At 67.0% G+C, this 22,735-nt stretch carries 22 protein-coding genes; 6 read left to right on the top strand and 16 right to left on the bottom strand.

The genetic code is table 11. The features are described from left to right. Window positions 1–25: 25 nt before the first annotated feature. The gene (gene rarD, locus ACLNGM_RS17860; RefSeq protein ID WP_416355964.1) at window positions 26–946 is read left to right on the top strand and encodes an EamA family transporter RarD; all 921 of its coding nucleotides are present in this window, start codon (window positions 26–28) and stop codon (window positions 944–946) included. 7 nt (window positions 947–953) lie between these two features. On the opposite strand, the gene ACLNGM_RS17855 is transcribed toward rarD, so the two are convergent. The 5 genes from ACLNGM_RS17855 to ACLNGM_RS17835 all read right to left on the bottom strand — a co-directional run bounded on the left by ACLNGM_RS17855 (window position 954) and on the right by ACLNGM_RS17835 (window position 4,390). Then, window positions 954–1,559: a TIGR00730 family Rossman fold protein gene (locus ACLNGM_RS17855; protein ID WP_090958108.1), complete on the bottom strand. Its 606-nt coding sequence runs from the start codon at window positions 1,557–1,559 to the stop codon at window positions 954–956. Between the two features lie 66 nt (window positions 1,560–1,625). Beyond that, on the bottom strand, window positions 1,626–2,216 hold the full coding sequence (locus tag ACLNGM_RS17850) for an energy-coupling factor transporter transmembrane component T family protein (protein WP_416355963.1): 591 nt from the start codon (window positions 2,214–2,216) through the stop codon (window positions 1,626–1,628). Further along, entirely contained in the window at window positions 2,213–2,890 is a 678-nt protein-coding gene (locus tag ACLNGM_RS17845; RefSeq protein WP_416355962.1) for an energy-coupling factor ABC transporter ATP-binding protein, read from the bottom strand. Before ACLNGM_RS17845 ends, ACLNGM_RS17850 begins: the two co-directional genes overlap by 4 nt. Further along, window positions 2,887–3,450 (bottom strand): biotin transporter BioY, encoded by a 564-nt coding sequence (locus ACLNGM_RS17840; RefSeq protein WP_416355961.1) that lies wholly within the window; start codon window positions 3,448–3,450, stop codon window positions 2,887–2,889. Before ACLNGM_RS17840 ends, ACLNGM_RS17845 begins: the two co-directional genes overlap by 4 nt. Window positions 3,451–3,532: 82 nt before the next feature. Further along, entirely contained in the window at window positions 3,533–4,390 is an 858-nt protein-coding gene (locus ACLNGM_RS17835) for a D-amino-acid transaminase (RefSeq protein WP_416355960.1), read from the bottom strand. A gap of 195 nt (window positions 4,391–4,585) precedes the next feature. Here ACLNGM_RS17835 and xylB point away from each other — a divergent pair, with 195 nt between their 5' ends. After that, a complete protein-coding gene (gene xylB / locus ACLNGM_RS17830) occupies window positions 4,586–6,043 on the top strand; it encodes a xylulokinase (protein ID WP_416355959.1) in 1,458 nt (485 codons plus the stop codon). 21 nt (window positions 6,044–6,064) lie between these two features. Here xylB and ACLNGM_RS17825 read toward each other — a convergent pair whose 3' ends face one another. Further along, a complete protein-coding gene (locus ACLNGM_RS17825) occupies window positions 6,065–6,649 on the bottom strand; it encodes an NUDIX domain-containing protein (protein WP_090958096.1) in 585 nt (194 codons plus the stop codon). A 107-nt stretch (window positions 6,650–6,756) separates the two neighbouring features. Between ACLNGM_RS17825 and ACLNGM_RS17820 the strand changes: the two genes are divergently transcribed. Then, window positions 6,757–7,512 (top strand): DeoR/GlpR family DNA-binding transcription regulator, encoded by a 756-nt coding sequence (locus ACLNGM_RS17820; RefSeq protein ID WP_416355958.1) that lies wholly within the window; start codon window positions 6,757–6,759, stop codon window positions 7,510–7,512. 104 nt (window positions 7,513–7,616) lie between these two features. Here the strand turns inward: ACLNGM_RS17820 and ACLNGM_RS17815 are convergent, their stop codons facing one another. The 6 genes from ACLNGM_RS17815 to ACLNGM_RS17790 all read right to left on the bottom strand — a co-directional run bounded on the left by ACLNGM_RS17815 (window position 7,617) and on the right by ACLNGM_RS17790 (window position 13,358). After that, window positions 7,617–8,729 carry a branched-chain amino acid ABC transporter substrate-binding protein gene (locus ACLNGM_RS17815; RefSeq protein WP_090958093.1) on the bottom strand — a complete coding sequence of 371 codons (1,113 nt, stop codon included), beginning with the start codon at window positions 8,727–8,729 and terminating at the stop codon, window positions 7,617–7,619. A 169-nt stretch (window positions 8,730–8,898) separates the two neighbouring features. Then, a complete protein-coding gene (locus ACLNGM_RS17810; RefSeq protein ID WP_090958091.1) occupies window positions 8,899–9,243 on the bottom strand; it encodes a DUF6867 family protein in 345 nt (114 codons plus the stop codon). Further along, window positions 9,243–10,010, bottom strand: a complete 768-nt coding sequence (locus tag ACLNGM_RS17805) for an ABC transporter ATP-binding protein (protein WP_416355957.1) — start codon at window positions 10,008–10,010, stop codon at window positions 9,243–9,245. The genes ACLNGM_RS17810 and ACLNGM_RS17805 overlap by 1 nt, the downstream gene beginning before the upstream one ends. Next, on the bottom strand, window positions 10,007–10,993 hold the full coding sequence (locus ACLNGM_RS17800) for an ABC transporter ATP-binding protein (protein ID WP_416355956.1): 987 nt from the start codon (window positions 10,991–10,993) through the stop codon (window positions 10,007–10,009). Before ACLNGM_RS17800 ends, ACLNGM_RS17805 begins: the two co-directional genes overlap by 4 nt. A 2-nt stretch (window positions 10,994–10,995) precedes the next feature. Continuing rightward, the gene (gene livM, locus ACLNGM_RS17795; RefSeq protein ID WP_416355955.1) at window positions 10,996–12,453 is read right to left on the bottom strand and encodes a high-affinity branched-chain amino acid ABC transporter permease LivM; all 1,458 of its coding nucleotides are present in this window, start codon (window positions 12,451–12,453) and stop codon (window positions 10,996–10,998) included. 2 nt (window positions 12,454–12,455) lie between these two features. Next, a complete protein-coding gene (locus ACLNGM_RS17790; protein ID WP_090958085.1) occupies window positions 12,456–13,358 on the bottom strand; it encodes an ABC transporter permease subunit in 903 nt (300 codons plus the stop codon). A gap of 239 nt (window positions 13,359–13,597) precedes the next feature. Between ACLNGM_RS17790 and rirA the strand changes: the two genes are divergently transcribed. Beyond that, on the top strand, window positions 13,598–14,068 hold the full coding sequence (gene rirA / locus ACLNGM_RS17785) for an iron-responsive transcriptional regulator RirA (protein WP_090958083.1): 471 nt from the start codon (window positions 13,598–13,600) through the stop codon (window positions 14,066–14,068). Here the strand turns inward: rirA and ACLNGM_RS17780 are convergent, their stop codons facing one another. From ACLNGM_RS17780 to ACLNGM_RS17770, 3 genes are all read right to left on the bottom strand, one after another. Beyond that, the gene (locus ACLNGM_RS17780; protein ID WP_416355954.1) at window positions 14,069–15,283 is read right to left on the bottom strand and encodes a glycosyltransferase family 4 protein; all 1,215 of its coding nucleotides are present in this window, start codon (window positions 15,281–15,283) and stop codon (window positions 14,069–14,071) included. A gap of 95 nt (window positions 15,284–15,378) precedes the next feature. Continuing rightward, window positions 15,379–16,764, bottom strand: coding sequence for an HlyD family type I secretion periplasmic adaptor subunit (locus ACLNGM_RS17775; protein WP_416355953.1), 1,386 nt, complete (start codon window positions 16,762–16,764; stop codon window positions 15,379–15,381). Window positions 16,765–16,789: 25 nt separating this feature from the next. Beyond that, on the bottom strand, window positions 16,790–18,559 hold the full coding sequence (locus ACLNGM_RS17770; RefSeq protein ID WP_416355952.1) for a type I secretion system permease/ATPase: 1,770 nt from the start codon (window positions 18,557–18,559) through the stop codon (window positions 16,790–16,792). Window positions 18,560–19,224: 665 nt separating this feature from the next. On the opposite strand from ACLNGM_RS17770, the gene ACLNGM_RS17765 reads away from it, so the two are divergent. Then, the gene (locus tag ACLNGM_RS17765) at window positions 19,225–20,706 is read left to right on the top strand and encodes a beta strand repeat-containing protein (protein ID WP_416355951.1); all 1,482 of its coding nucleotides are present in this window, start codon (window positions 19,225–19,227) and stop codon (window positions 20,704–20,706) included. 81 nt (window positions 20,707–20,787) lie between these two features. Beyond that, a complete protein-coding gene (locus ACLNGM_RS17760) occupies window positions 20,788–21,819 on the top strand; it encodes a sulfotransferase domain-containing protein (protein WP_416355950.1) in 1,032 nt (343 codons plus the stop codon). Here the strand turns inward: ACLNGM_RS17760 and ACLNGM_RS17755 are convergent, their stop codons facing one another. Next, window positions 21,820–22,728, bottom strand: a complete 909-nt coding sequence (locus ACLNGM_RS17755; protein ID WP_090958074.1) for an NAD-dependent epimerase/dehydratase family protein — start codon at window positions 22,726–22,728, stop codon at window positions 21,820–21,822. Between the last annotated feature and the right edge of the window lie 7 nt (window positions 22,729–22,735).

The raw sequence follows: 22,735 nt of genomic DNA, 5'->3' as shown, positions 1-22,735 counted from the left end.
GTTTCCGGATGCCGAGTGTCGCGCCATGCCCAACGCCTCCGCCGAGCCCGCCAGCGGTTACGCCTACGGCATCGCCGCTTATTCGATCTGGGGCCTCGTCCTGCCGCTCTACATGAAGGCGCTGGCGCATGTCCCCTCAATGGAGGTCATGGCGCAGCGCGTCCTGTGGTCGTGGGTGCTGACGCTCGGCATCCTCGCCTTCGGCACCGGCCTCGCCGGTCTGCGGGCCGCGCGCAGCCCGCGTGTGTTCGGAACGCTCGTCCTCACCGCGCTCCTGATCTCGGTGAACTGGGGCGTCTATGTCTGGGCGATCGCGACGGGGCACGGCCTTGATGCGGCGCTCGGCTACTACATCAACCCGCTGATCAACGTCGTGATGGCCGCCGTCTTCCTGCGCGAGCGGCTGACGCGGTTGCAGACGATCGCCGTCGGCATCGCGGCGGCCGGCGTGATCGTTCTGACGATCGAAAGCGGCGGCCTGCCTTGGGTGTCGCTCGCGCTCGCGCTCTCGTTCGCCTCCTACGGTCTTCTGCGCAAGACCGTGAAGATCGGGGCGACGGAAGGCTTCTTCCTTGAAGTGACGATCCTGTTCCTGCCGGCGCTTGCCATGGCCATCTGGCTGGTGCGGGCCGGGGGCGGTCATTTCGGGGTCGGCACCACGGAGACCGCGCTTCTCGTCGGCACCGGTGTCGTCACGGCCGTGCCGATGATCCTTTTCTCGGCCGCCGCGCGCCTTCTGCGCTACACGACGGTCGGCCTCCTCCAGTACATCGCCCCGACCCTGATCACGCTGACCGCGATCTTCGTCTTTGGGGAGCCCTTCGGCGTCTGGCAGGCCGTCGCCTTCGGCTGCATCTGGACCGCGCTCGCGCTCTACAGCTACTCGATCGTCCGCGGCCGCCGGGTGGCGGCCGCAGAGACCCTGGCCGCCGAGCCCGCGCGCTGACGGGCCGTTAGAGCTTCTCGATCACTTCGGCGACGCCCTCGCTCGCGCGCTTCGGGGCCGCCGCCTCCAGGGCGGGCAGGAGGTCCTCGATCCGGTCCACCACGATCGGCTTCACCATGTGGGCCGTGTGGATGAAGCCCGCATCGCGCATGTGGTCGAGGAGGGCGGCGAACGGCTCCCAGAACCCGTTGATGTTGGCGATCGCGATCGGCTTGGCGTGACGGCCGAGCTGGCTCCACGTCATGATCTCGACGAGTTCCTCGAGCGTCCCGATGCCGCCGGGTAGCGCGACGAAGGCGTCGGCGCGCTCGAACATCAGGTGCTTGCGCTCATGCATGTCCTGCGTGATCACCAGCTCGTCCAGCCGCTTCAGCTCGGACTCGGTCGCCTCCATGTCGATCAGGAAGCGCGGGATGATGCCGGTGACGCGCCCGCCCGCGGCGATCACGGCATCGGACACCGCGCCCATGATGCCGCGCGTGCCGCCGCCATAGACGAGATGCATGCCGGCGCGGCCCATGGCGGTGCCGAGCGCCTCGGCGGACTCGCGGTAGATGGGATCGCGGCCCGAAGAGGAGCCGCAATAAACGCAGAGAGATCGAATCGAAGTCATGGGGCCAAGGTCGGTCGAACGGGTTGCAGGGTCAAGCGGTCGAAGGGGTGAAATTGCTGCAGCGCGTCAGCTACGCGCGTCGATCGCCTCGGCGATCTCGTCGGCCATCCGCAGGGTGCGCAGCGTCAGCGGCACGGCCAGCGCGAAGACGGAGCGATCGAGCCCGCGCGCGGCCTGCGCCTCGCGAATGTCGGCCGCGACGCTGGCAAGCACCGGGACGAAGCGGACGGCAAGACCGAAGGCGAGGCCGACACGGGCGGGATCGACGCCGATCACCCGGAGGGGCCGGAGGAGCCACGCGATCGTCTCGGCGATGGCGGAGGGGCGGGTCGTCGCGGTGACGAGCCCGGCGAGGAGCAGGAGGGCCGCAAGTCGCACCCCGTAGAGCGCCGCCTCGTGCCAGCCCGCGAACCAAGCCTGCACGGCGGCGACGAGAAGCACGACGGGCAAGGCGGCGCGCACGGAACGCGCCGCAAAGCGCCAGCCGAGGCCGGCCGCGCCGATCGCTGCGAGTGCCGCCGCGAAGGCAAGCGAGGACAACGGCAGACTCGGGATGACGAAAAGGCCCGTGCCGATCGCCGCAAGCCCCGCGAGCTTCGCGCCGGCCGGCGCCCGGTGCAGCGCGGACGCTCCCGGCCGGTAGAGATCGGCGATCATGCGCTCGCGATCCGTCGGTAGGCGTCGAGGGCATCCCGCGGTGGCCCGTCGCAGACGAGGCGGCCCGCCTCGAACACCAGCACCCGGTCGAAGCCTTCGAGCAATGCGAGGTCGTGCGTCACCATGACGACCGGTGTGTCGGCGGCTTCCACCGCAGCCATGACCCGCCGCGTGTTACGCAGGTCGAGAAGCGTCGTCGGTTCGTCGAGCACGAGAAGGCGCGGCTCGAGCACCATGATGCCGGCAAGCGCAACGAGCTGCCGCTCGCCGCCCGACAACTCGTGCACCAGACGCTCGCCGAAGCCGGCGAGGCCGAAGCGGACGAGCGCGGCGTCGACGCGGGGGGCGATCTCGCGCTTCGGCAGGTCGCGGTTCTTCAGCCCGAAGGCGAGGTCTTCCGCGACGCCGGGATAGACGATCTGATGATCGGGGTTCTGAAAGAGGAAACCGACCGCCCGGCGCGCCGCTTTCGGATCGGCGGCCGTGTCGATGCCGAAGACCCGCACCACGCCTTCGCTCGGCTTCAGCAAGCCGTTGAGAAGGCGCACGAAGCTCGACTTGCCCGAGCCGTTGGCGCCGACGACGCCGATCCGGCGCTCCGTCAGGCGAAGGTCGAGCCCGGACAGGACGCGCCGCCCCGCGCGATCGAGGGCGACGCCCGAAAGCTCGATCATCCCGCGCGGCGGGCGGTGCGCGTCTCGATCAGCGGGTAGGCCTTCGACACCGTCACGATGATCGCGGCGGCCAGTCCCGCCTTGACGAGATCGCCCGGAATGAAGGCGAGCGAGCCCTTGGCGGCCGTCAGGAGCGGAGTGCCGGTGACCAGCGAGATGCCGGGAATGCCGCAGGCGTAGAGAACCACGATACCGCCGGCCACCGCTGCGAGGAAGGCGGTGACGAAGTTCAGCTTCGGCATGAACCGTTCGGTCAGAAGGCCGGTGACGAAGGCCGCCGGCAGCCAGCCGAGGAAGAAGCCGACCGTCGGCCCGGCAAGCACCGCAAGGCCGCCGCGCCCGCCCGACAGGAGCGGCAGTCCGGCGAGCACGATCACGATGAACAGGAGGATCGCGAGCGTGCCGCGGCGGGCGCCGAGGATGCCGCCTGCGAGCATCACGCCCATCGACTGCGCGGTGATGGGGACGTTGATCAGCGGCACCTGCAGCGCCGGGAAGGTTCCCAGAACCGCCATCAGGGCGGCGAATAGGGCGATGAAGACGATGTCGCGAGTGCTCATGCGGTTTTCCCTTCGATCGGGGACGCGAAAACGATGGGGCAGGCTCTTACGCAACGGACGGGTCGCCGTCGAGACGCTGCGTTCAAAGGGCCTCTGCGATCGCGACGTCGAGATAGGCGGCGCGCAGGCGGCGAGCGATCGGGCCCGGCCGACCGTCGCCGACCGCGACGTCGTCGATCTCGACCACAGGCGTCACGAACGCCCCGGCCGAGGTGACGAAGGCCTCGCGCGCGCCCTGCGCCTCCTCGATTGTGAACGGCCGTTCCTCGACATGAAGCCCGAGTTCGCCGGCGACCTTCAGAAGCGCCGCGCGGGTGATGCCGTGCAGGATGTCGTGACCGAGCGCGCGGGTGCGGATCGCGCCCTCGTGGGTGACGATATAGGCGTTGTTGCTGGTCCCCTCGGTGACGGTGCCGTTCTCGACGAACCAGGCATCGTCCTTGCCCTTCCGCTTGGCCTCCATCTTGGCCATCGACGGATAGAGAAGCTGCACCGTCTTGATGTCGCGCCGGCCCCAGCGAAGGTCGGGTACGGAGGCGACCTTGAGGCCCTGTTCGGCCTCGCGGGTCTCGATCGCGTCGCGGCGCTGCGTGAACAGGACGAAGCTCGGCGGCGTGTCGACTTTCGGAAAGACGAAGTCGCGGTCCGCCTCGCCGCGCGTGACCATGAGGTAGACGTGCCCGAGCTCCAGCCCGTTGCGCGAGACGAGTTCACGGTGGATGGCGAGGATCTCGTCGTCGGTCGCGGGCGAGGGCAGGCCGAGTTCCGCGAGCGACCGGCGCAGGCGTGCGCAATGGCCGGGAAAATCGATCAGCTTGCCACCGATCACCGCCGTCACCTCGTAGACCGCATCGGCGAACAGGAAGCCTCGATCGAAGACCGAGACCTTGGCTTCGGCTTCCGGGCGATACGCGCCGTTGACGTAGACGATGCGGGTCATGGAATGGTCCGGTGCTGATGCGCTTCGAGCCGCTTCTAGCCTGTTCGGCGCCGGATCAGAAGCGGTCGGGGCCGCTCCGGCTTCACCGATGCACGGTTGGCGGTTGATGATGACCGGCATCCGACGTTACCTGTGAAACTCAGGAAAGAATCATCGCCGCTCGGGGCTTCCCGACCGGGGGAGGACGGGACGCGAATGGGCCATTATCTCGGGCTGGATCTGGGCACGTCGTCGCTGAAGGCCCTGATCGTCGACGAGGATCAGAACCCCGTCGCAACGGCCAGCGCCTCGCTGAACGTCACGAGACCCGCCTTCGGCTGGTCGGAGCAGGCGCCTGTCGACTGGATCGCCGCCTGCGAGGCGGTGCTCGTGGAACTGCAGGCGAAGCACCCGGCCGCGATGGCGTCGGTGAAGGGCATCGGCCTGTCCGGCCAGATGCACGGCGCGACGCTGCTCGACGGGGCCGACGAGGTGTTGCGTCCCTGCATCCTCTGGAACGACACGCGATCCCACGAGGAAGCCGAGGAACTCGACGACGAGGAAGCGCGGGCGATCACCGGCAACATCGTGTTTCCCGGTTTCACCGCGCCGAAGCTCCTCTGGGTGTCGCGCAACGAGCCGCGAATCTTCGAGCGCGTGCGCCGCGTGCTCTTGCCGAAGGACTACCTTCGTCTCTGGCTGACGGGCGAGGCCGCGTCCGATATGTCGGATGCCGCCGGCACCGCGTGGCTGCGCACCGGCGAGCGGCGCTGGTCGTCGACGATGCTGCGCCGGACGAAGCTCTCCGAGGCCGAGATGCCGCGCCTCGTCGAAGGCACCGAGGCGAGCGGAACGCTGCGCCCCGAACTCGCCAGCCGCTGGGGCCTGCCGCAGGGCGTCGTCGTCGCGGGCGGCGGCGGCGACAACGCGGCCTCGGCCTGCGGCGTCGGCGTCACGCGCCCGGGTACGGGCTTCCTGTCGCTCGGCACGTCCGGCGTCCTGTTCACGGCGAGCGCCGGCTACGACCCGGTTCCCGACACGGCGCTCCACACCTTCTGCCACGCGCTTCCCGGCCTCTGGCACCAGATGGGCGTGACGCTCTCGGCGGCGGGCTCGCTGGAATGGCTGTCCGGCGTTCTTGCCGAGAAGCCGGGCGCGCTCGTCGCGCAGGCGGGGGACGACCTGCGCGCGCCAGGGCGGCTCCTGTTCCTGCCGTATCTCTCGGGCGAGCGCACGCCCCACAACGACGCTGCCGTACGCGGCGCCTTCATCGGCCTTCAGGCCGATACGAGCCGCGCCGACATGGTCCGCGCCGTGTTGGAGGGCGTCGCCTTCTCGATCCGCGACTGCCTCGACGCCGCGCCGCATGCCTCGTGGGTGCGCCAGCTGATCGCGGTCGGCGCCGGCTCGCGCTCGGAACTCTGGCTGAAGATCATGGCGAGCGTCCTCGAGACGCCCGTCGCCCTGCCGGCGGCCGGCGACTTCGGTGCCGCCTTCGGTGCGGCGCGCCTCGGCATCTGCGCGGCCACCGGCGCGGACCCGGACTCGGTGATGACCGAACCGCCGATCGCAGCGCGCTACGAGCCGGACGAGACGCTGGTCGAATCCTTCGCCCGCGCGCACGACCGCTACCGCTCGCTTTACCCCGCCCTGATGGCCGCCGGCCGCGCCTGAGGAAGCACCTCCTGCGGCTGATCAGGCGCGCAGGAGGTGCAGGGCTGCATACTGCAGCAGCATAATCGTCTTTCCGTCGCGGATCGCGCCGGAAGCGATCATGCCGAGCGCCTCATTGATGCCGAGTTCGAGGACATCGATGTCCTCGCCCTCGTCGGCATTGCCGCCGCCGGCGGACGCACGGTCGCGGGGCGCGTATTCCGCGACGAAGAAGTGCAGCCGCTCGGTCACCGAACCGGGGCTCATGAAGGCGTCGAAGATCGGGCGGACCTCGCCTATCGCAAAGCCGGTTTCCTCGGCGGTTTCCGCGCGGATGCGTGCTTCCGGCGTCGCGTCGTCGAGAAGGCCGGCCGGCGCTTCGATCAGGAGATCGTCGTGCCCGTTCACGAAGGCCGGGTAGCGGAACTGCCGCGTCAGGATGACCGTGCGACGTTGCGGATCGTAGAGCAGGATCGTCGCGCCGTTGCCGCGGTCGTAGGTCTCGCGCGACTGTCGCTGCCAACTCCCGTCACTGCGGCGGTAGGAGAAGACGGTCTTCTTCAGGACATACCAATCGTCCGACAGGACCGTGACGTCTTCGACGCGAATGCGCTCGGCGATGCTCATGAAACCGTTTCCTCAATGGCAGCGCGAGAAATACACCGCTTGGCACACGTCCAACATTCGTGCATGATCGTGCAGAGTCAAGATATTTCGTGCAACCAAGGTGAACCATGCTGACGAGCGAGCGCAAGGCGCTGATCCTGGAGACCGTGCGACGCGACGGACGGCTCGTCGCGAAGGAGTTCAGTCGTCAGCTCGGTCTGTCGGAGGACACGATCCGGCGCGACCTGCGGGAGATGGCGGGGGAGGGGCTTCTTCAGCGCGTCCACGGCGGCGCCCTGCCGGCCTCGCCGGCCACGGCCGACTACGGCGTGCGGCAGACGATCGAAACGGACGCGAAGGCGCGGCTCGGCGCCGCGGCGGCGCGGCTCGTCCGGCCGGGTCAGGTCGTCTTCCTCGATGGCGGGACCACCAATGTCCAGCTCGCGCGTCAGCTGCCGCCGGACCTTGAGGCGACCGTCGTCACCCACAGTCCGAGCGTCGCGGTGGAACTCGCGCGACATCCACGGATCGAGGTGGAGTTGATCGGAGGCCGCCTGTTCAAGCATTCGGTCGTCGCGATGGGCGCGGCCTGCGTCGAGACCCTCGGCCGGATCCGCGCGGACCTCTTCGTCATGGGCGCCACCGGCGTCCACGCACAGGCCGGGGCCAGCACCGGCCAGGCAGAGGAGGCGGCTCTCAAGCGCTTCATCGTTCGCCAGTCGGCCGAGACGATCGTCCTTGCGACCCGCGACAAGCTCGGCGCCGCGTCGCCCTTCGGCATCGTCCTGCTGGCCGAGATCTCATCGATCATCGTCGAGCGGGACCTTCCCGATCTGCTTCTCGCCCCGCTGCGGAAGGCGGGACCCGAGATCGTCGTCGCTTGAGCGGGTACGGTCGGCTGCAGCAAGCAAAGCGCCCGGCCGCGGAAACGAGAACGGCCCGGCATGTCGCCATGCCGGGCCGTCCGTCTGTCAGGTGACAGCGTCGCTTACTTCGCGGCGGCCGTCTGGATGTAGTCGTACTTGCCGTTCTTCCATTCGTAGATGACGTAGCCCGGCAGGGTGACGTCGCCCTTGCTGTCGAACTTCAGGTCGCCGATCACGGTCGGGAAGGTCTCGGAATCGAGCGCCTTGACGACGTCCTCGTACTCGGTCCCGCCGGCCTTCTTGGCCGCCTCGACCCAGGCCTGAATCGCGGCGTAGGTGTAGAGCGCGTAACCCTCGGCGCTCTTGCCCGAGCCCTCGATCGCCTGCACGACGGGTGCGGCGGTCGGGTTCTTGCGCGGATCCGGCGAGAAGGTCATCAGCGTGCCTTCGCCGGCATCGCCGGTGATCGCCCAGTACTCGTCGGTGACGATCGCGTCGCCCGACATGATCTTGGCGCTGACGCCCTGTTCCTTCATCTGGCGGGCGATAAGGCCGGCCTCGGTGTGGTAGCCGCCGATGTAGACGAGCTTGACGTCGGCCTGCTTCAGCTTTGAGACGAGGGCGGTGTAGTCCTTTTCGCCGGCCGAGTAGGACTCCGTCAGCGTCGGCTTCTTGCCGTTGGCTTCCATCGCCTTGGCGGTCTGCTCGGCGAGACCCTTGCCGTAGGCCGACTTGTCGTCGAGCACGGCCACGTTCTGGTCCTTGAAGTTCTCGGCGATGTAAGCGCCGGCGACCTCGCCCTGCTGGTCGTCACGACCGCAGACGCGGTAGATGCCGTCCGACGGGCGCTTGTCGGTGTAGTCCGGGTTGGTCGAGGCCGGCGAGATCTCGACGATGCCCTCTTCCGAGTAGACCTGGCTGGCCGGGATCGACGAGCCCGAGCAGAAGTGGCCGGCCACGAAGGGCACGCCTTGCGAGGCGAACTGGTTGGCGACCGCCACGGCCTGCTTCGGATCGCAGGCGTCGTCGCCCACCGACAGCTTCAGCATCTCGCCGTTCACGCCGCCCGCGGCGTTGATGTCCTTGACGGCCTGCTCGGCGCCGACGCGCAGCTGCTCTCCGAAGGTGGCGTACTGGCCCGTCATCGGGCCCGCGACGCCGATCGTGATGTCGGCGAAGGCGGCGCCGCCCAGCACGACGTTGAGGGCCACACCGGCCAGAAGCGCTTTCATCATCGTTCTGTTTTCCCTGTTGATTCCCGGATCGTCATGGGCGGTCCGGCGGGTTCGTGCGTTTCGTCCCCGATGGGAGTAAAGACCAAGCCCTTGCCAAGCGGAATAGTCATTTTCAGCCGATCGCCTATTTCTGCCGCTTTTTTTCAACGATCGGGCGAATGCTCAAGTTTTATGCCTTCTCGAAGCGGTACTGCCGCGCCATCTGGCCGGCTCGCGTGCGACCGCGACCGAGCGATGCGACGGCGAGAATCACGGCAAAGTCGATCACAGCGTAGTGCAGGGCCGTCGGCAACGTCGCCGCGGGCAGGAAGAACGTTCCGTGGAACAGACTGAAGTGCAGGAAGCGAATCGCGACCGCGAGGAGCAAGCAGTAGAAGACCATCAGGCCCCAGCCGCTCCACGAGCGCGCAGTGGAGCGTCCGATCGCATAGGCCAGCGCGCCGCCGATCACGACCGTGACGATCAGGAACTCGAAGAACGTCACCTCCCAGAGGAGGGCCATTTCCTTCTGCATCAGTGATGCCCTCCCTCAAGATAGGCGCTGCGGACTTCCTCACGGGCCAAGAGTTCGCGCCCGGTACCGCTCATGGTGATGCGGCCGTTGACCATCACGTAGCCGCGATGGGCGAGGCGGAGTGCATGGAAGGCGTTCTGCTCGACGAGGAAGACTGTAAGGCCCTCGTTGCGGTTGAGCTCGCGCACCGCCTCGAAGATCTGCTTGACGATCAGGGGGGCGAGGCCGAGCGAGGGCTCGTCGAGGAGGAGCAGCTTCGGCCGGCTCATCAGCGCGCGGCCGATCGCCAGCATCTGCTGCTCGCCGCCCGACAGCGTGCCGCCGCGTTGCCCGGCACGTTCTTTCAGGCGCGGGAACAGCTCGAACACCTTGCGCAGGTCGTCGTCGAAGTGCTCCTGCCCGACGAGCGTCGTGCCCATCTGGAGGTTCTCCATCACGGTCATCCGGCCGAAGATGCGCCGCCCTTCCGGCGACTGCGCGATCCGGCGGGTCATGATCGTGTGGGTGGGGAGCTGCGAGATGTCCTCGCCGCGGTAGAGGATCTGCCCAGAGCGCGCGCGCGGGTTGCCGCAGATCGTCATCATCAGCGTCGACTTGCCGGCGCCGTTGGCGCCGATCAGCGTCACGATCTCCCCGTCGCCGACGTCGAGATCGACGCCCTTCAGGGCCTGGATCTTGCCGTAGAAGGTCTCGACGCCGCGGATCGACAGGAGCGGGTCGGAGACTGCCGGAGCGATGGTCGGAACCTCGGTCATGGTCGCGCTCATGCGCCCGCTCCTCCCGGCAGTCCGGCGGTGGCCGCCGCGCCGTCGATGTCGCCCTGGTCGAGCTTGGCTTCCACCGCCTCGACTTCCTCGTCGTCGACGCCGAGATAGGCGGCGATGACGCGCGGATCGTTGCGCACCGCATGCGCCGTGCCGTCCGAGATCTTGGTGCCGTAGTCGAGCACGACCACGTGGTCGGAGATCTCCATCACGACGCCCATGTCGTGCTCGATCAGCAGGATCGAGACGCCGAAGTCGTCGCGCAGCGACCGGAGCAGCGTGTTGAGCTCGGCCGATTCGCGCGGGTTGAGGCCGGCGGCCGGCTCGTCGAGGCATAGGAGCACCGGGTCGGTGCACATGGCGCGGGCGATCTCCAGGCGGCGCTGGTCGCCGTAGGACAGGTCGGCCGCCGGGTCGTCGGCGCGGTGGAGGAGGGCGGTGCGCTTCAGCCAGTCCACCGCGCGGTCCTGCGCGGCCTCCCTGGCGCGGCGGTAGCCCGGCAGGCCGAGGAGGCCGCCGACCGTGAAGCCGGACGCCGCCATCAGCTTGTTGTGCTGGGCGACGAGAAGGTTCTCGAAGACCGTCATGCCGCCGAAGAGGCGGATGTTCTGGAAGGTGCGCGCGACGCCGGCGACTTCCGTGATGCGGAAGTCGCTCATGCGCTCGAGCAGGAACACCTCGCCGCCCGAAACCTTGCGGCTCTGCGCGCCCGTGCGGGTGAGCGCCACGACCTCGTCCTTGCCGATGCCGGTGCCGCGGCGAAGCGCGATGCGCCCCTCGGTCGGCTTGTAGAAGCCGGTCACGCAGTTGAAGACCGTGGTCTTGCCGGCGCCGTTCGGGCCGATCAGCGCGGTGATGTCGCCGCGACCGACCTCGAAGGACAGGTCGTTGATCGCTACGAGCCCGCCGAACCGCATGGTCAGGTGCTCGACCGTCAGCACCGGGTCGCGCATCCAGCGACCCATCGTTTCCGTCGTCATAGCCATGATCAGTGCCCCTCGCCCTGAGCGACCATGTCGGCCCCGATCGCCTTGCGTTCCTTGTAGACGGCCGACGGCTGGCGGGAGGACACGAGCCCGCGCGGCTTCCAGACCATGATCGCGACCATGGCGACGCCGAAGATCAGCATGCGGTACTGCGTGGGATCGAAGCCCGCACCGAAAACGACCTCCAGGAAGCCGAGATTACGCAGGAGTTCGATGCCGCCGATCATCACGATCGAGGCGATCACGACGCCGATCTGAGAGCCCAGGCCGCCGAGCACCACGATGGCGAGGATGATCGCCGATTCGAGGAACGTGAAGCTCTCCGGCGAGATGAAGCCCTGCCGCGTGGCGAAGAACGAGCCCGCGAAGCCGCCGAACATGGCGCCCGTCGCGAACGCCGTCAGCTTGACGTTGGTCGTGTTGATGCCGAGCGCCCGGCAGGCGATCTCGTCCTCGCGCAGCGCTTCCCAGGCTCGGCCGACCGGCATGCGGCGCATGCGCAGCGTCACGAAGTTGGTCAGAAGCGCGAGCGCCAGGATGATGTAATAGAGGAAGATGAAGCGGTGGATGCCGTCGTACTGAATGCCGAAATAGTCCGAGAACGACCCTTCGCCACGGCCGAAGTCGAGGCCGAAGAGCGTCGGACGCGGAATGCCGAGAAGACCGTTCGGGCCGCCCGTCACCTGGTACCAATTGAGAAGCACCACGCGGATGATCTCACCGAAGGCGAGCGTCACGATGGCGAGATAGTCGCCGCGCAGGCGCAGCACCGGGAAGCCGAGGACGATGCCCCAGAGCGCGGCGAAGAGTCCCGCCATCGGCAGGCAGACCCAGAAGCCGAGCTCGAAGTTGATGGCGAGGAGCGCGAAGGAATAGGCGCCGACCGCGTAGAACGCGACGTAGCCGAGATCGAGAAGGCCCGCGAGACCGACCACGATGTTGAGGCCCCAGCCGAGCATCACATAGGTCAGGATCAGGATCGCGAGGTCGATCAGGTAGCGGTCGCTCGACGGCGCCACGACCCGGATCAGGAACGGCAGCACAAGCGCGAGACCGAGCAGCCCGACGCCGAGGAAGCGGCCGAGGCCGGCGCCCTTGGTGGAGACGGTCTTGCCGGCCTTGGCCGAGCCCGTGCCCTTCTCCTTGCGCTGGAATAGGACGAGGCTGAGGACGAGGCGCACGCCGAAGGCGAGCGCGATCGCGATGAACCAGAGGTCCCAGCGCACCGACAGGACGAGGCCGCCCGGCGCGATGTCCGTGCGCATCAGAAGGAAGAACAACGTCAGCGCGCCGACGATCGCGGCGGTGACGAGCGCCTCGCGCAGCGCGACGGCAAAGCTCGGCCCGGAGGGCGGCGCTTCGGCCGCCGGCGGTACGCCGCGCATGGCGTCGCGACGCATTTCCTCTTCGATCTGCGCGCCCTCGGGCGTGGTCGTGGACGGGGTCTGAGGACCGGCCATGATCAGACCTTCTCCACTTCAGGCCGGCCGAGAAGGCCGGAGGGCAGGAAGATCAGGACGATCGCGAGGATCGAGAAGGCGGCGACGTCCTTGTACTCGACCGAGAAATAACCCGACCAGAAGGTTTCGATGAGACCGATCGCGAGGCCGCCGAGCATGGCGCCCGGCAGCGAGCCGATGCCGCCGAGAACGGCCGCGGTGAAGGCCTTAACCCCGGCGAGGAAGCCGATGTAGAAGTCGATGACGCCGTAATAGAGGAGGTACATCGTGCCGGCGACCGCCGCGAGCGAGGCGCCCATCACGAAGGTCAGCGAGATCGTCCGGTCGACGTTGACGCCGAGAAGCGCGGCCATCTTGGAATCCTGCTCGCAGGCGCGCTGCTGGCGACCGAGCGGCGTGCGCGCGATGAGAAGCGAGAACACCGTCATCAGCACCAGCGTCACGATGATGATCGTGATCTGCATGTAGGAGATTTGAACGCCCGGGATGACCTGCACTGCGCCCTGGATTTGCGGCGGCAGCGGCTTCACGCGGGCGCCCTGCGACACCTGCACGAAGTTCTGCAGGAAGATCGACATGCCGATGGCGGTGATCAGCGGCGCAAGGCGGAACGAGCCGCGAAGCGGACGGTAGGCGATCCGCTCGATCGACCAGCCCCAAAGGGCGGTGAACAGCATCGCCACGACGATCATCAGAAGCAGCACGATCGGCAGGAACGTCACGCCCATCGAGATCAGCACGAGGAACGTCGTCAGCGCGATGAACGAGCCGATCATGAAGACCTCGCCATGGGCGAAGTTGATCATGCCGATGATGCCGTAGACCATCGTGTAGCCGATGGCGATCAATCCGTAGATCGATCCCAGCGTCACGCCGTTGATCAATTGTTGCAGGAAGTATTCCATGGAGCCTCGTTGATTCGAGCCGCTTCGGGCGGCGAGCGTCAACGCTCCGTCGCACATCCCTCATGCATGGCGAATTTCTTAGCAACTCGAAAAGCTTTCGCCAACGCGCCCATAGCGCACGGGCGTGGAAAAGCGACAATTCTGCGACAACCATGCACGATGCCGCCGCATTTCCCATGCGCTTGGAATTGTTCTAAGGAAACATCATCTGCTCGGCAGCCCGCCCGAGGGAGGACTTGATGCGGCTCACGCGCCAGACGAACTACGCCATCCGACTCCTGATGTACTGCGCGGTCAACACCGAGCGGCTGAGCCGCGTCGGCGACGTCGCGGCAGCCTACAACGTGTCGGAACTCTTCCTCTTCAAGATCCTTCAGCCGCTGGTGGAGGCGGGCTTCGTCGAGACCGTCCGCGGCCGCAACGGCGGCATCCGGCTGGCGCGTCCTGCCGCCGCGATCACCCTTCGCGAAGTGGTGGAGACGACGGAAGAAAGCTTCGCGATGGCCGAATGCTTCGAGACCGGCGCGGTGGATTGCCCGCTGATCGACAGCTGCGCCCTGAACGCCGCGCTCCGCAGCGCGCTCGACGCCTTTCTCTCGACGCTCGGCAACTACACGATCGAGGGGCTCGTGTCGTCGAGCGGCGCGATCCGCAACCGGCTCGGCCTCGGCGAAGCGATAGCGCCCGCGCCGATTCCGCTGGCGAGCTGATCAGCCGAGCATCCGGCCGATCAGGTTGAGCTGTGCGGGCAGACAGACCCGCTTCAGGTCGTAGTCGCGCACGATCGTCCGCCGCGCTTCGCGGCGCATCTCATGATACTTTTCCGGCTGGCGCAGCGCCTCGACCACCGTCTCGGCAAGCTCCTGCGGATCGAAGAAGTCGACGAGCAGCCCGTTCTCGCTGTGGCGCACCACCTCTTCGACCGGCGCGGTGCGCGATCCGATGAGCAGGCACTCGGTCGCCATCGATTCCAGCATCGACCAGGACAGGACGAACGGATAGGTCAAATAGACGTGGGCCGCAGACACCTGCAGCAGCGTCTTGAAGTCCTCGTACTCGACGCGCCCGACGAAGTGCACGCGCGTCTCGTCGACCGGGTTCTCCTTGAGGAAGCGTGCCTTGTAGGTCTCGCCCTCTGGCAAACGGGCCCCATAGGACACGCCGTCGCCGCCGACGATTACGATCCGCGCGTCCGGCGCCTTGGCAAGGATGCGGTTGATCGCGCGCATGAAGATGTGCGAGCCGCGATAGGGCTCGATGTTGCGGGCGACATAGGTCACCACCGGCGCCGACTTGTCGTAGGTTCGGCCCTCGATCGTGATGGAAGGCGCTTCGGCGGGTCTGATCTGGTCGGTGTCCACCCCGTCGTGGATCACCTTCACCTTCGGCTGGAAGACCGACGGGATGCGGCTGTGCTGCCAGCGCGTCGGCGACAGGCCGAGATCGGTCGATTCGAGAGCGGACAGAATGACCTGGTTGCGGCAACGCAACTGGAACTTGAGCTCCGTCTGGCTCGGAAATTCCGGGTCGAAGCCGACGTCGGCGCCCGTCGCGCTGTAGTAGAACTCGATGTAGCTGAGCAGAGGAACGTCAGGGAAGATGTCCTTGACGAACTGTGTCTCGCCCCAGCCGCTGTGCCCGATGATGATGTCCGGGCGCACGTTCTCCTTCTGCATCTGCAGGAGGAGGCGGGCTACTGCCTGCCCGTGGAGGATCGCGTCTTCCGTGGTGCGCAGGTAGTTGTGGATCTGCGGATTCGGCGCGCGGTGCGGCGTGTATTCCACCAGCCGGACGCCTGCGAGGCGGTTCTTGGTCGGCTTGGTGATGAAGAAGACCCGGTTGTGCTGGGCCAAGGCCCGGCACAGGTGGAGAAACTGGCCGGGAAAGTTCTGATGGATGAAGAGAAGCGTCTTGTTCTGGATCATGATCTACGCGGCGTGAAATCGGGACGGCATCCCGTCACGCGGCGACGATCGGGACGGCGAGAGGCGGCGCACCGAAGCGCGCCGCCGGATTGGCTCTATTCCTCGCGGAAGGCGCGATCCATCGAGCGCGTGATCGGCGCGAGGATGTAGTCCAGCGCCGTGCGCTCGCCCGTCGGGATGATGACCTCGGCCGGCATGCCGGGATAGAGGCGGATGTCGTGCGACAGATGGGCGAGGGCGCTCGGAGCCACCTCGACGTCGGCCTTGAAGTAGGCCGTGCCGTTCTCGGTCGTCAGCCGGTCCGGCGACACGCGCAGGATTCGTCCGTTGACCGACGGCGTGTTGCTCTGGTTGTAGGCCGTGAGCTTTACCATCGCGTTCATGTCGGGCTCGACCTTGGCGATGTCCTGCGGCTGGATCATCGCCTCGATGATGAGCTGCGTGTTTTCCGGCACGAGATCGAGGATGCGCTCGCCGGGGCCAAGCACGCCGCCGTCGGTGAACTGCGTGAGACCGAGCACGGTGCCGGTCACGGGCGCACGGACCTCGGTCAGCGCCAGCGTCGCCTTGGCCGACTGGAGGCGCGGCACAATGTTGGCCATCTCGGACTGGACGTTGCTGATGCCCTCGTTGGCTTCCGTCAGACGGTCCTGCTTCAGCCGGTTCATCTGCATCTCCGCCTCGCCCTGCGTCTCGCGGGCCTCGGCGATCTGCGACTTCAAGGATCCGGTCTGGCCGCCGAGATCGACGGATGCACGCTCGAGCGCCAGAACCTGCGTTTTGGGCGCGAGGCCCTTGGCCAGCAGCGAGGCGACGCCCTTCTTCTCTTCCTCGATCAGCTCCTGCTGGCGGTCGATCGAGTTGATCTGGATCTGGTATCCGCTGATGCGGGTTTCGAGCTGCTGGCGGCGCTGCTGCAGAATTTCGACCTGCGTCTCCAGGCCCATCTTGCGGGTCTGGAACAGGGTGGTCTGATCGGTGATCAACTGCTCGATCGCCGGGTCGTCGCGCCGCTCGAGCACCTCCGGCGGGAAGGTAATCTCCTCGTCGCCCTTGCTTTCCGCGGTGAAGCGAGCGCGGCGGGCGAGAAGGTTCATGAGCTGGTTGTCGTAGACCTCGTAGGCCGAGCGCGCCTGCACGTCGTCCATGCGCAGGAGAACGTCGCCGGCCTGCACATGCTGGCCGTCGCGCACCATCACCGACTTCACGATGCCGCCGTCGCGGTTCTTCACGACCTTGCGGCTGTCCTCGACCTTGACGACGCCGCCCGCCAGCACCGCGCCCGAAAGCGGTGCGAAGGCCGCCCAGGTGCCGATGCCGACGATGAAGACGCCGACGATCACCGAGCCCAGAAGGATCGGGCGGCGAAGGTTGAATTCATAGGCGCCGTCGTCCCCGCCGGGCTTGGCGAGCTTGGGCACCTCGCCCGGCTGCGCGGGCTGCTCATCGTCGGGCTTCTTCCTGAAGGCGATCACGGACATGGGTCTATCTCTCGAAGCTTCAGGGTCAGGACGAGGCCGGGATGGCCTTCGGCTCCGGCGCAGCGGCCACCGCCGGCTGCGACTGGGGCTGCTGCGCCGCCGGAGCCGGAGCCGGGGCGACGACGCGGGCGAGCACCTCGTCGCGCGGGCCGAAGCGCTCCACCATGCCGTCGCGCAGGAGCAGGATCTTGTTGGAGTAGTTCAGCGCCGACATGCGATGCGAGATGACCACCACGGTCGAGCCGATGCGGCGAAGCGCGACGATCGCGGCCAGGAGCGCCTGCTCGCCATCGGAATCGAGCGAGGCGTTGGGCTCGTCCAGCACCACGAAGGACGGATTGCCGTAGACGGCGCGCGCGAGCGCGACGCGCTGGCGCTGGCCGACCGAGAGCATCGCACCGCCTTCGCCAAGTTCGGTGTCGTAGCCGTCCGGCAGGCGCAGGATCAGGTCGTGGCAGCCGGCCATCCTGGCGGCGGCGAGCACGGCGGCGTCGTCCGGCTCCGGCGCAAAGCGCGCGATGTTCTCGCGCACGGTGCCCGAGAAGAGTTCGACGTCCTGCGGCAGGTAGCCGATGTGGCGGCCGATATGGTCGCGGCCCCAGGAGTGCATCTCGGCGCCATCGAGGCGGACCGAGCCGGAGGTCGGGCGCTGCACACCGATCAGGAGGCGGGCGAGCGAGCTCTTGCCGGCGCCCGACGGGCCGATGAGGCCGAGGCAGTCGCCCGGCTCGAGTGCGAAGTTGAGGTTCTTCAGGAGCGCCTTGTTCGTGCCCGGAAAGGCGTAGAAGCAGCCTTCCACCGAAAGCTTGCCGGCGGGACGCGGCAGTTCCATGCCGCGCTCGGCGGCCGGGAACTCGATGAGGAGGGCGTTCAGGCGCTCGAAGCTCTGGCGCGTGTTGACGATCGTGCTCCACGAGCCGACCGCTCGCTGCACCGGGGCCAGCGCCTTCGACACCAGCATCACGGCCGCGAACATGATGCCGGGGCCGGCAAGGCCCTCGATCACCAGCAGCGCGCCGCCCGCCAGCATCGAAACCTGCAGGAAGTTGTTGAGGAAGCGGATCGCGGCCTGCACCGACCCGCCACGCTCCGACGCCTCCTCCTGCGAGGCGAGCATGGCGAGGCGGTCGCGGTTCCAGCGGTTGGTCAGGCCCGGCAGCATGCCCATCGCGTAGATGACTTCGGCGTTGCGAAGGCCCGAATCGGTCGCCGCATAGGAGCGCTGGCCGGCGATGTTCGCCTCCTTCAGCGCCGGCTTCGTCACGTACTCGTTGAGGAGCGCGAGGCCGAACAGGAGAATCGCGCCGACCGTCGCGGCCATGCCGAGGCGCCAGTCGATCATCGTGATGACGATCAGGAAGATCGGCGCCCAGGGCGTGTCGAGGATCGTGTTGGTGACGTTGCCGGCGATGCCCTGCCTGAACGTGTCGAGATCGCGCAGCGCCGAGGCTCGGGCGGGGCGCCCGGCGCGGAGCCCGGCGTTCACGACTGCGTCGAGCAGGCGCGGCGCCATCTTGCGGTCGATCATCGAGCCGATGCCGATGAGGATGCGCCCGCGCAGCTCTTCCAGCGCGATCATCACGACGAAGGCCATGATCACCGCGATCGACAGGTAGATCAGCGTCGCTTCCGAATGCGAGGTGATGACGCGGCTGTAGACCTGCGTCATGTACAGCGGCATCGCCAGGAACAGGAGGTTCGATCCGAAGGAGAACAGCGCGGCGAAGGCCATGGGCTTGGCACCGGCGCGGAGCGCATCGCGCATTTCGGGCGCGAGGTTGACGTTGGGCTGCATGGATCGCCTTTGCGGACGGAACGCTGCGGAACACGAACGACGCCCGCAAGCCGGACTTCGCTCCCATCAGCCAATCACGGCATCATGAGGGCAGTCCCGGCAGGCACTCGGCGTCGCGCCCGGACCATACAACCAAACACGCGAATTTCCTACGTCCCGCTTGCGTTTCGGTTGCGGTCCGAAACCGGGGAGCTCGTGATTGGATCAGCGAGGCGGATGGCTGAAGCGACGTGAAATCCGCGCGCGGCGAGCGATCTGGTTTCGAGAATGCTTCGTCCGCGATCGGGCGCCGCCGCGAGCGCGTCCTTGACTGGCAGGTGAGAAGCGCGATGGAGCCGTCCTTGTTCGCGATTTGATCGCGTTTGTAGGGCGGATCGCGCACTCTATTGAGAAACCGTTAAATGGTTCCACCCGCAGCAGAAAAAATCTGCGACGCCCGTAGTTGTGGCGGCCGCGCCACACGCTTTGAGCCGCCTGCTGTTTGGTCCTCTAAAGTTTAATCATTGCGCGTTGCCTTACCCAAGACCGTCTGCTACCCGGTTAAGCAGTTTCAAGGTTCTGGGCCTGTGCGGTGGCGACATCGCTTGGTCGGCCTGAGAGAGGCCTATCTCGGCCTCACCGGGACCTGGGAGCTTTGATCAAACCGCTTGGACGGAGATTCCACCGTGGCAGTCTACAATTACGAAACGATCACCGCAGCTGAAGCGGCGGCGTTCAACCCGGCTACCGACAACCTGCTCTTCACGAACGTCAGCGCGTCCGCGATCGCCGTTGCGCTCGGTGCTTCGACGACCACGCTGGTGGGTGCTGGCCGCACCGTCGTCCTCGGCACGACGGGCACGACCGTGAACGACTACATCTTTGCTGACGGCTCGCAACTCTACGTCGGCACGACTGGTGCGAACACCGAGACGCTCGGTGCCGCGAATTCGGCCGCCTTCGGTTTTGATGGCATCGACACCTACACCGTGAGCGCGACTGGCGCATACGTGTCGGGCGGTATGGGCGCCGACGTGATCACTGTCGACGCCGACGGCTCCGGCACCGTGTTTGGTGGTATGGACGGTGACACGATCAACCTTGGTGGCGACGTTGGTTCCTTCGCCAACGGCAACGTCGGCAACGACACCTTCGCGATCACGGGTACCGGCTCCAACACCGTGTACGGCGGTCAGGATAACGACATCTTCAACGTGTCGGGCACCGGTTCGCATTTCCTCTCGGGCGACCTCGGTACCGACACCTTCAACATCTCCTCGACGTCCGGCACGAGCACCGTGTTCGGCGGTGAGGGGGCTGACGCCTTCAACGTCACGGGCAACTCGGCCAACCTGCTGAGCGGCAACCAGGGCGCTGACACGTTCACGATCAGCGGCAACGGCAACAACACGGTGTTCGGCGGTCAGGATGCCGACATCTTCTCCGTGACCGGTACCGGCAACAACACGCTGTCGGGTGATCTCGGCGACGACACGTTCACGATCGGCGCTGCTGCCACGGGCAACAACACGATCCTGGGTGGCGACGGCGTCGACACGATCACGATCTCGGGCACCGGCAACAACGTTGTGAACGGCAACGTCGGTGCGGACGTCATCACCGTGTCGGCTTCGGCGACGGGCGAGAACGTGATCTTCGGCGGTCGCGGTGACGACTCCGTCGACGCCTCGCTGTCGACTGTTGCCATCACGCTGAACGGCGACAACGGTAACGACACGCTGATCGGCGGCGCGGGCAACGACACCATCACCGGTGGCGCTGGCAACGACAACCTGACCGGCGGTGCGGGCACGAACACGTTCGTGTTCAACGCTGGCGACGCTCCGGTTTCGGCTACGGGCGACGTGATCGTGGACTTCACGGCCGGCACCAACAACGTGATCGACTTCGGTTCGACGGCCGGCAACGGCATCAACTACGTCGAGCAGTCGTTCGGTTCGGCGATCTCGTTCGACGCCGCTGTGACGCAGGCTAACAACGCGTTCAATGGTTCGGTCACGTACGCTCTGTACGAGAACGTCACGGTCAACGGCACCGCCACGACCGTTCTGTTCGCCGACACGAACGGCGACGGCACGGTTGACGCCTCGGTCGTCCTGACCGGCGTCACGACCGCCGATTTCTCGGCTGCCAACATCGTCGGCTGATCGGCTTCGATCGACTGACCATCGGGAAGGCCGCCTCGTGCGGCCTTCTTCGTTTCTGCAGGCGGACGGCGGGTTCTCATCGTGGCCAAGGTCAATCTCATCGTCGGCGGCGTCCAGAAGGGCGGGACGACGACGATCTCGCAACATCTGCGCAACCATCCGCTGATCGCCTTCGGCGATACGAAGGAACTGCACGTCGCAAGCGACAAAGATCGCTTCGCCGATCCCGACTACGACCTGAACGACGCCTACCCCAGGCGCTTCGCCAACCTCGTCGCGATGGAAGGCGTTCTGCCGCGCTATCTCGCGGATGCGACGCCCGTCTACTGCTACTGGCCGAACGCCATCGAGCGGCTGGCGGCCTACAATCCCGCGACGCGCCTCGTGCTCATCTATCGCGACCCGATCGAGCGCGCCTATTCGCACTGGAAGATGGAGTACTTCCACGGACGCGAGACGCTGTCGTTTCCGGAAGCGATCCGCTCCGGCCGCTCGCGCGTCGCCAGCGACCCGACCGCGCCCGGCTTCCACCGCGTGTTCTCCTATGTCGAGCGCGGCTTCTACGCGAACCAGCTCCGCCGCGTGTTCGCCCATTTCCCGCGCGAGCAGGTGCTCGTCCTCGAGACGCGCGCGCTGGAACAGCGCGTCGAGGAGACGCTGGCCCGCATCTGGAATTTCCTGGAACTCGACGCACCGGCCGCGGCCCCGAAGCCGTTGCGCGAAAACACCGCTTTCGCGCACGACTACGGCTACGAGTTCGATCAGCGCGACGGCGAGTTCCTGTATCGCTTGTTCCAGTACGAGATCGAGGCCTTCGCGGACCTCAGCGGCGTCGATGTCTCGCACTGGGGCGCCGCCTATCGCGGCATGAGCCCGATCGCCTCGGCTGACGTCCTGCGCGAACGCGCCCTACGGCCGAACCTGGCATTCCAGCCGTTCGACGCCTCGCACGCGTCCGCCTCCGGCGCGCTGCACGAGGACACGGCCTTCGAGGGGCCGCCGGTCAAGCGGGATCTCCAGGCCGAGATCGACCGGCTGCGCGCCGAGAACGAGGAACTGCGGGCCCAACTCGCCGGCACGACGGAGAAGCGCCGGAGCTGGTTCGGTCGCTGATCAGTCTCGCAGCGTCAGCCGCAACCCGTCCATGAACGGCGTCTTCGGCCGCCAGCCGAGGAGCTGACCCGCAAGCGTGATGTCGAGGACGTTGGCGTCGACGTCCGAATTGCGCGTGCCGCCGTCCTCGCGGGCGAAGCGTTCGCCGAGCACGCTTTCCACCGCCTCGATCACGTCCACGATTCGCCGGCCTTCGCCCGAGCCGATGTTGATCGTACGGCCGGCCGCGCCCGGGGCGGTGAGGCTCAGCGCCACGGCGTCCGCGAGATCGTCGATATAGAGGAAGTCGCGGATCGCCTGACCGCCGTTGATAATGCGCACGGGTAGCCCCTGCGCATGGCGCTGGAGAAGGGCGGGAATCAGCCCCTGTCCCTTGCGGAAGGTCTGGCCGGGGCCGAACGGGTTGGCGACGCGCAGGATCACCGAATCAAGATCGTGCAGCCGGCCGTACATGCCGATGTACTGCTCCACCACGAGCTTCGTCATGCCGTGGGAGGAGAGCGGCCGGGCCTCGTGCGTCTCCGGGATCGGCAACGTCTGCGGCTGGCCGTAGACCGTGCCGCCCGACGACAGGAACACGTAGCGCTCGATCTTCGCCGCCAGGCAGGCTTCCAGGAAGGCGACCTGCGGCAGCACGTTGTCGCGGATGTCGCTGACGGCATAGCGGTTCTGCAGTCCGGGCGACGAGGTCGAGATGAGCTGCACCACGACGCGCAGGTCGGTCAGCGCCGAGGCCATCGCCAGTTCATCGCCGAGATCGGCTTGGACGATCTCGACATCGGTGGGAAGCGAAGCGGCGAAGGCCGGATCGATGTGGCGCGAGACGGCGCGCACGCGCTCCGGCCCGCCGGCGAGCCGCCGCACGAGATGCCGGCCGATGAAGCCGTTGGCGCCGAAGATGCCGATCATCGAGGAA

The sequence above is a fragment of the Aureimonas phyllosphaerae genome, from assembly GCF_047943035.1.
Classification (GTDB): Bacteria; Pseudomonadota; Alphaproteobacteria; order Rhizobiales; family Rhizobiaceae; genus Aureimonas; species Aureimonas phyllosphaerae.
The sequence above is the reverse complement of the archived record's forward strand: the minus strand, read 5'-3'. Positions and strand labels throughout refer to the sequence as shown.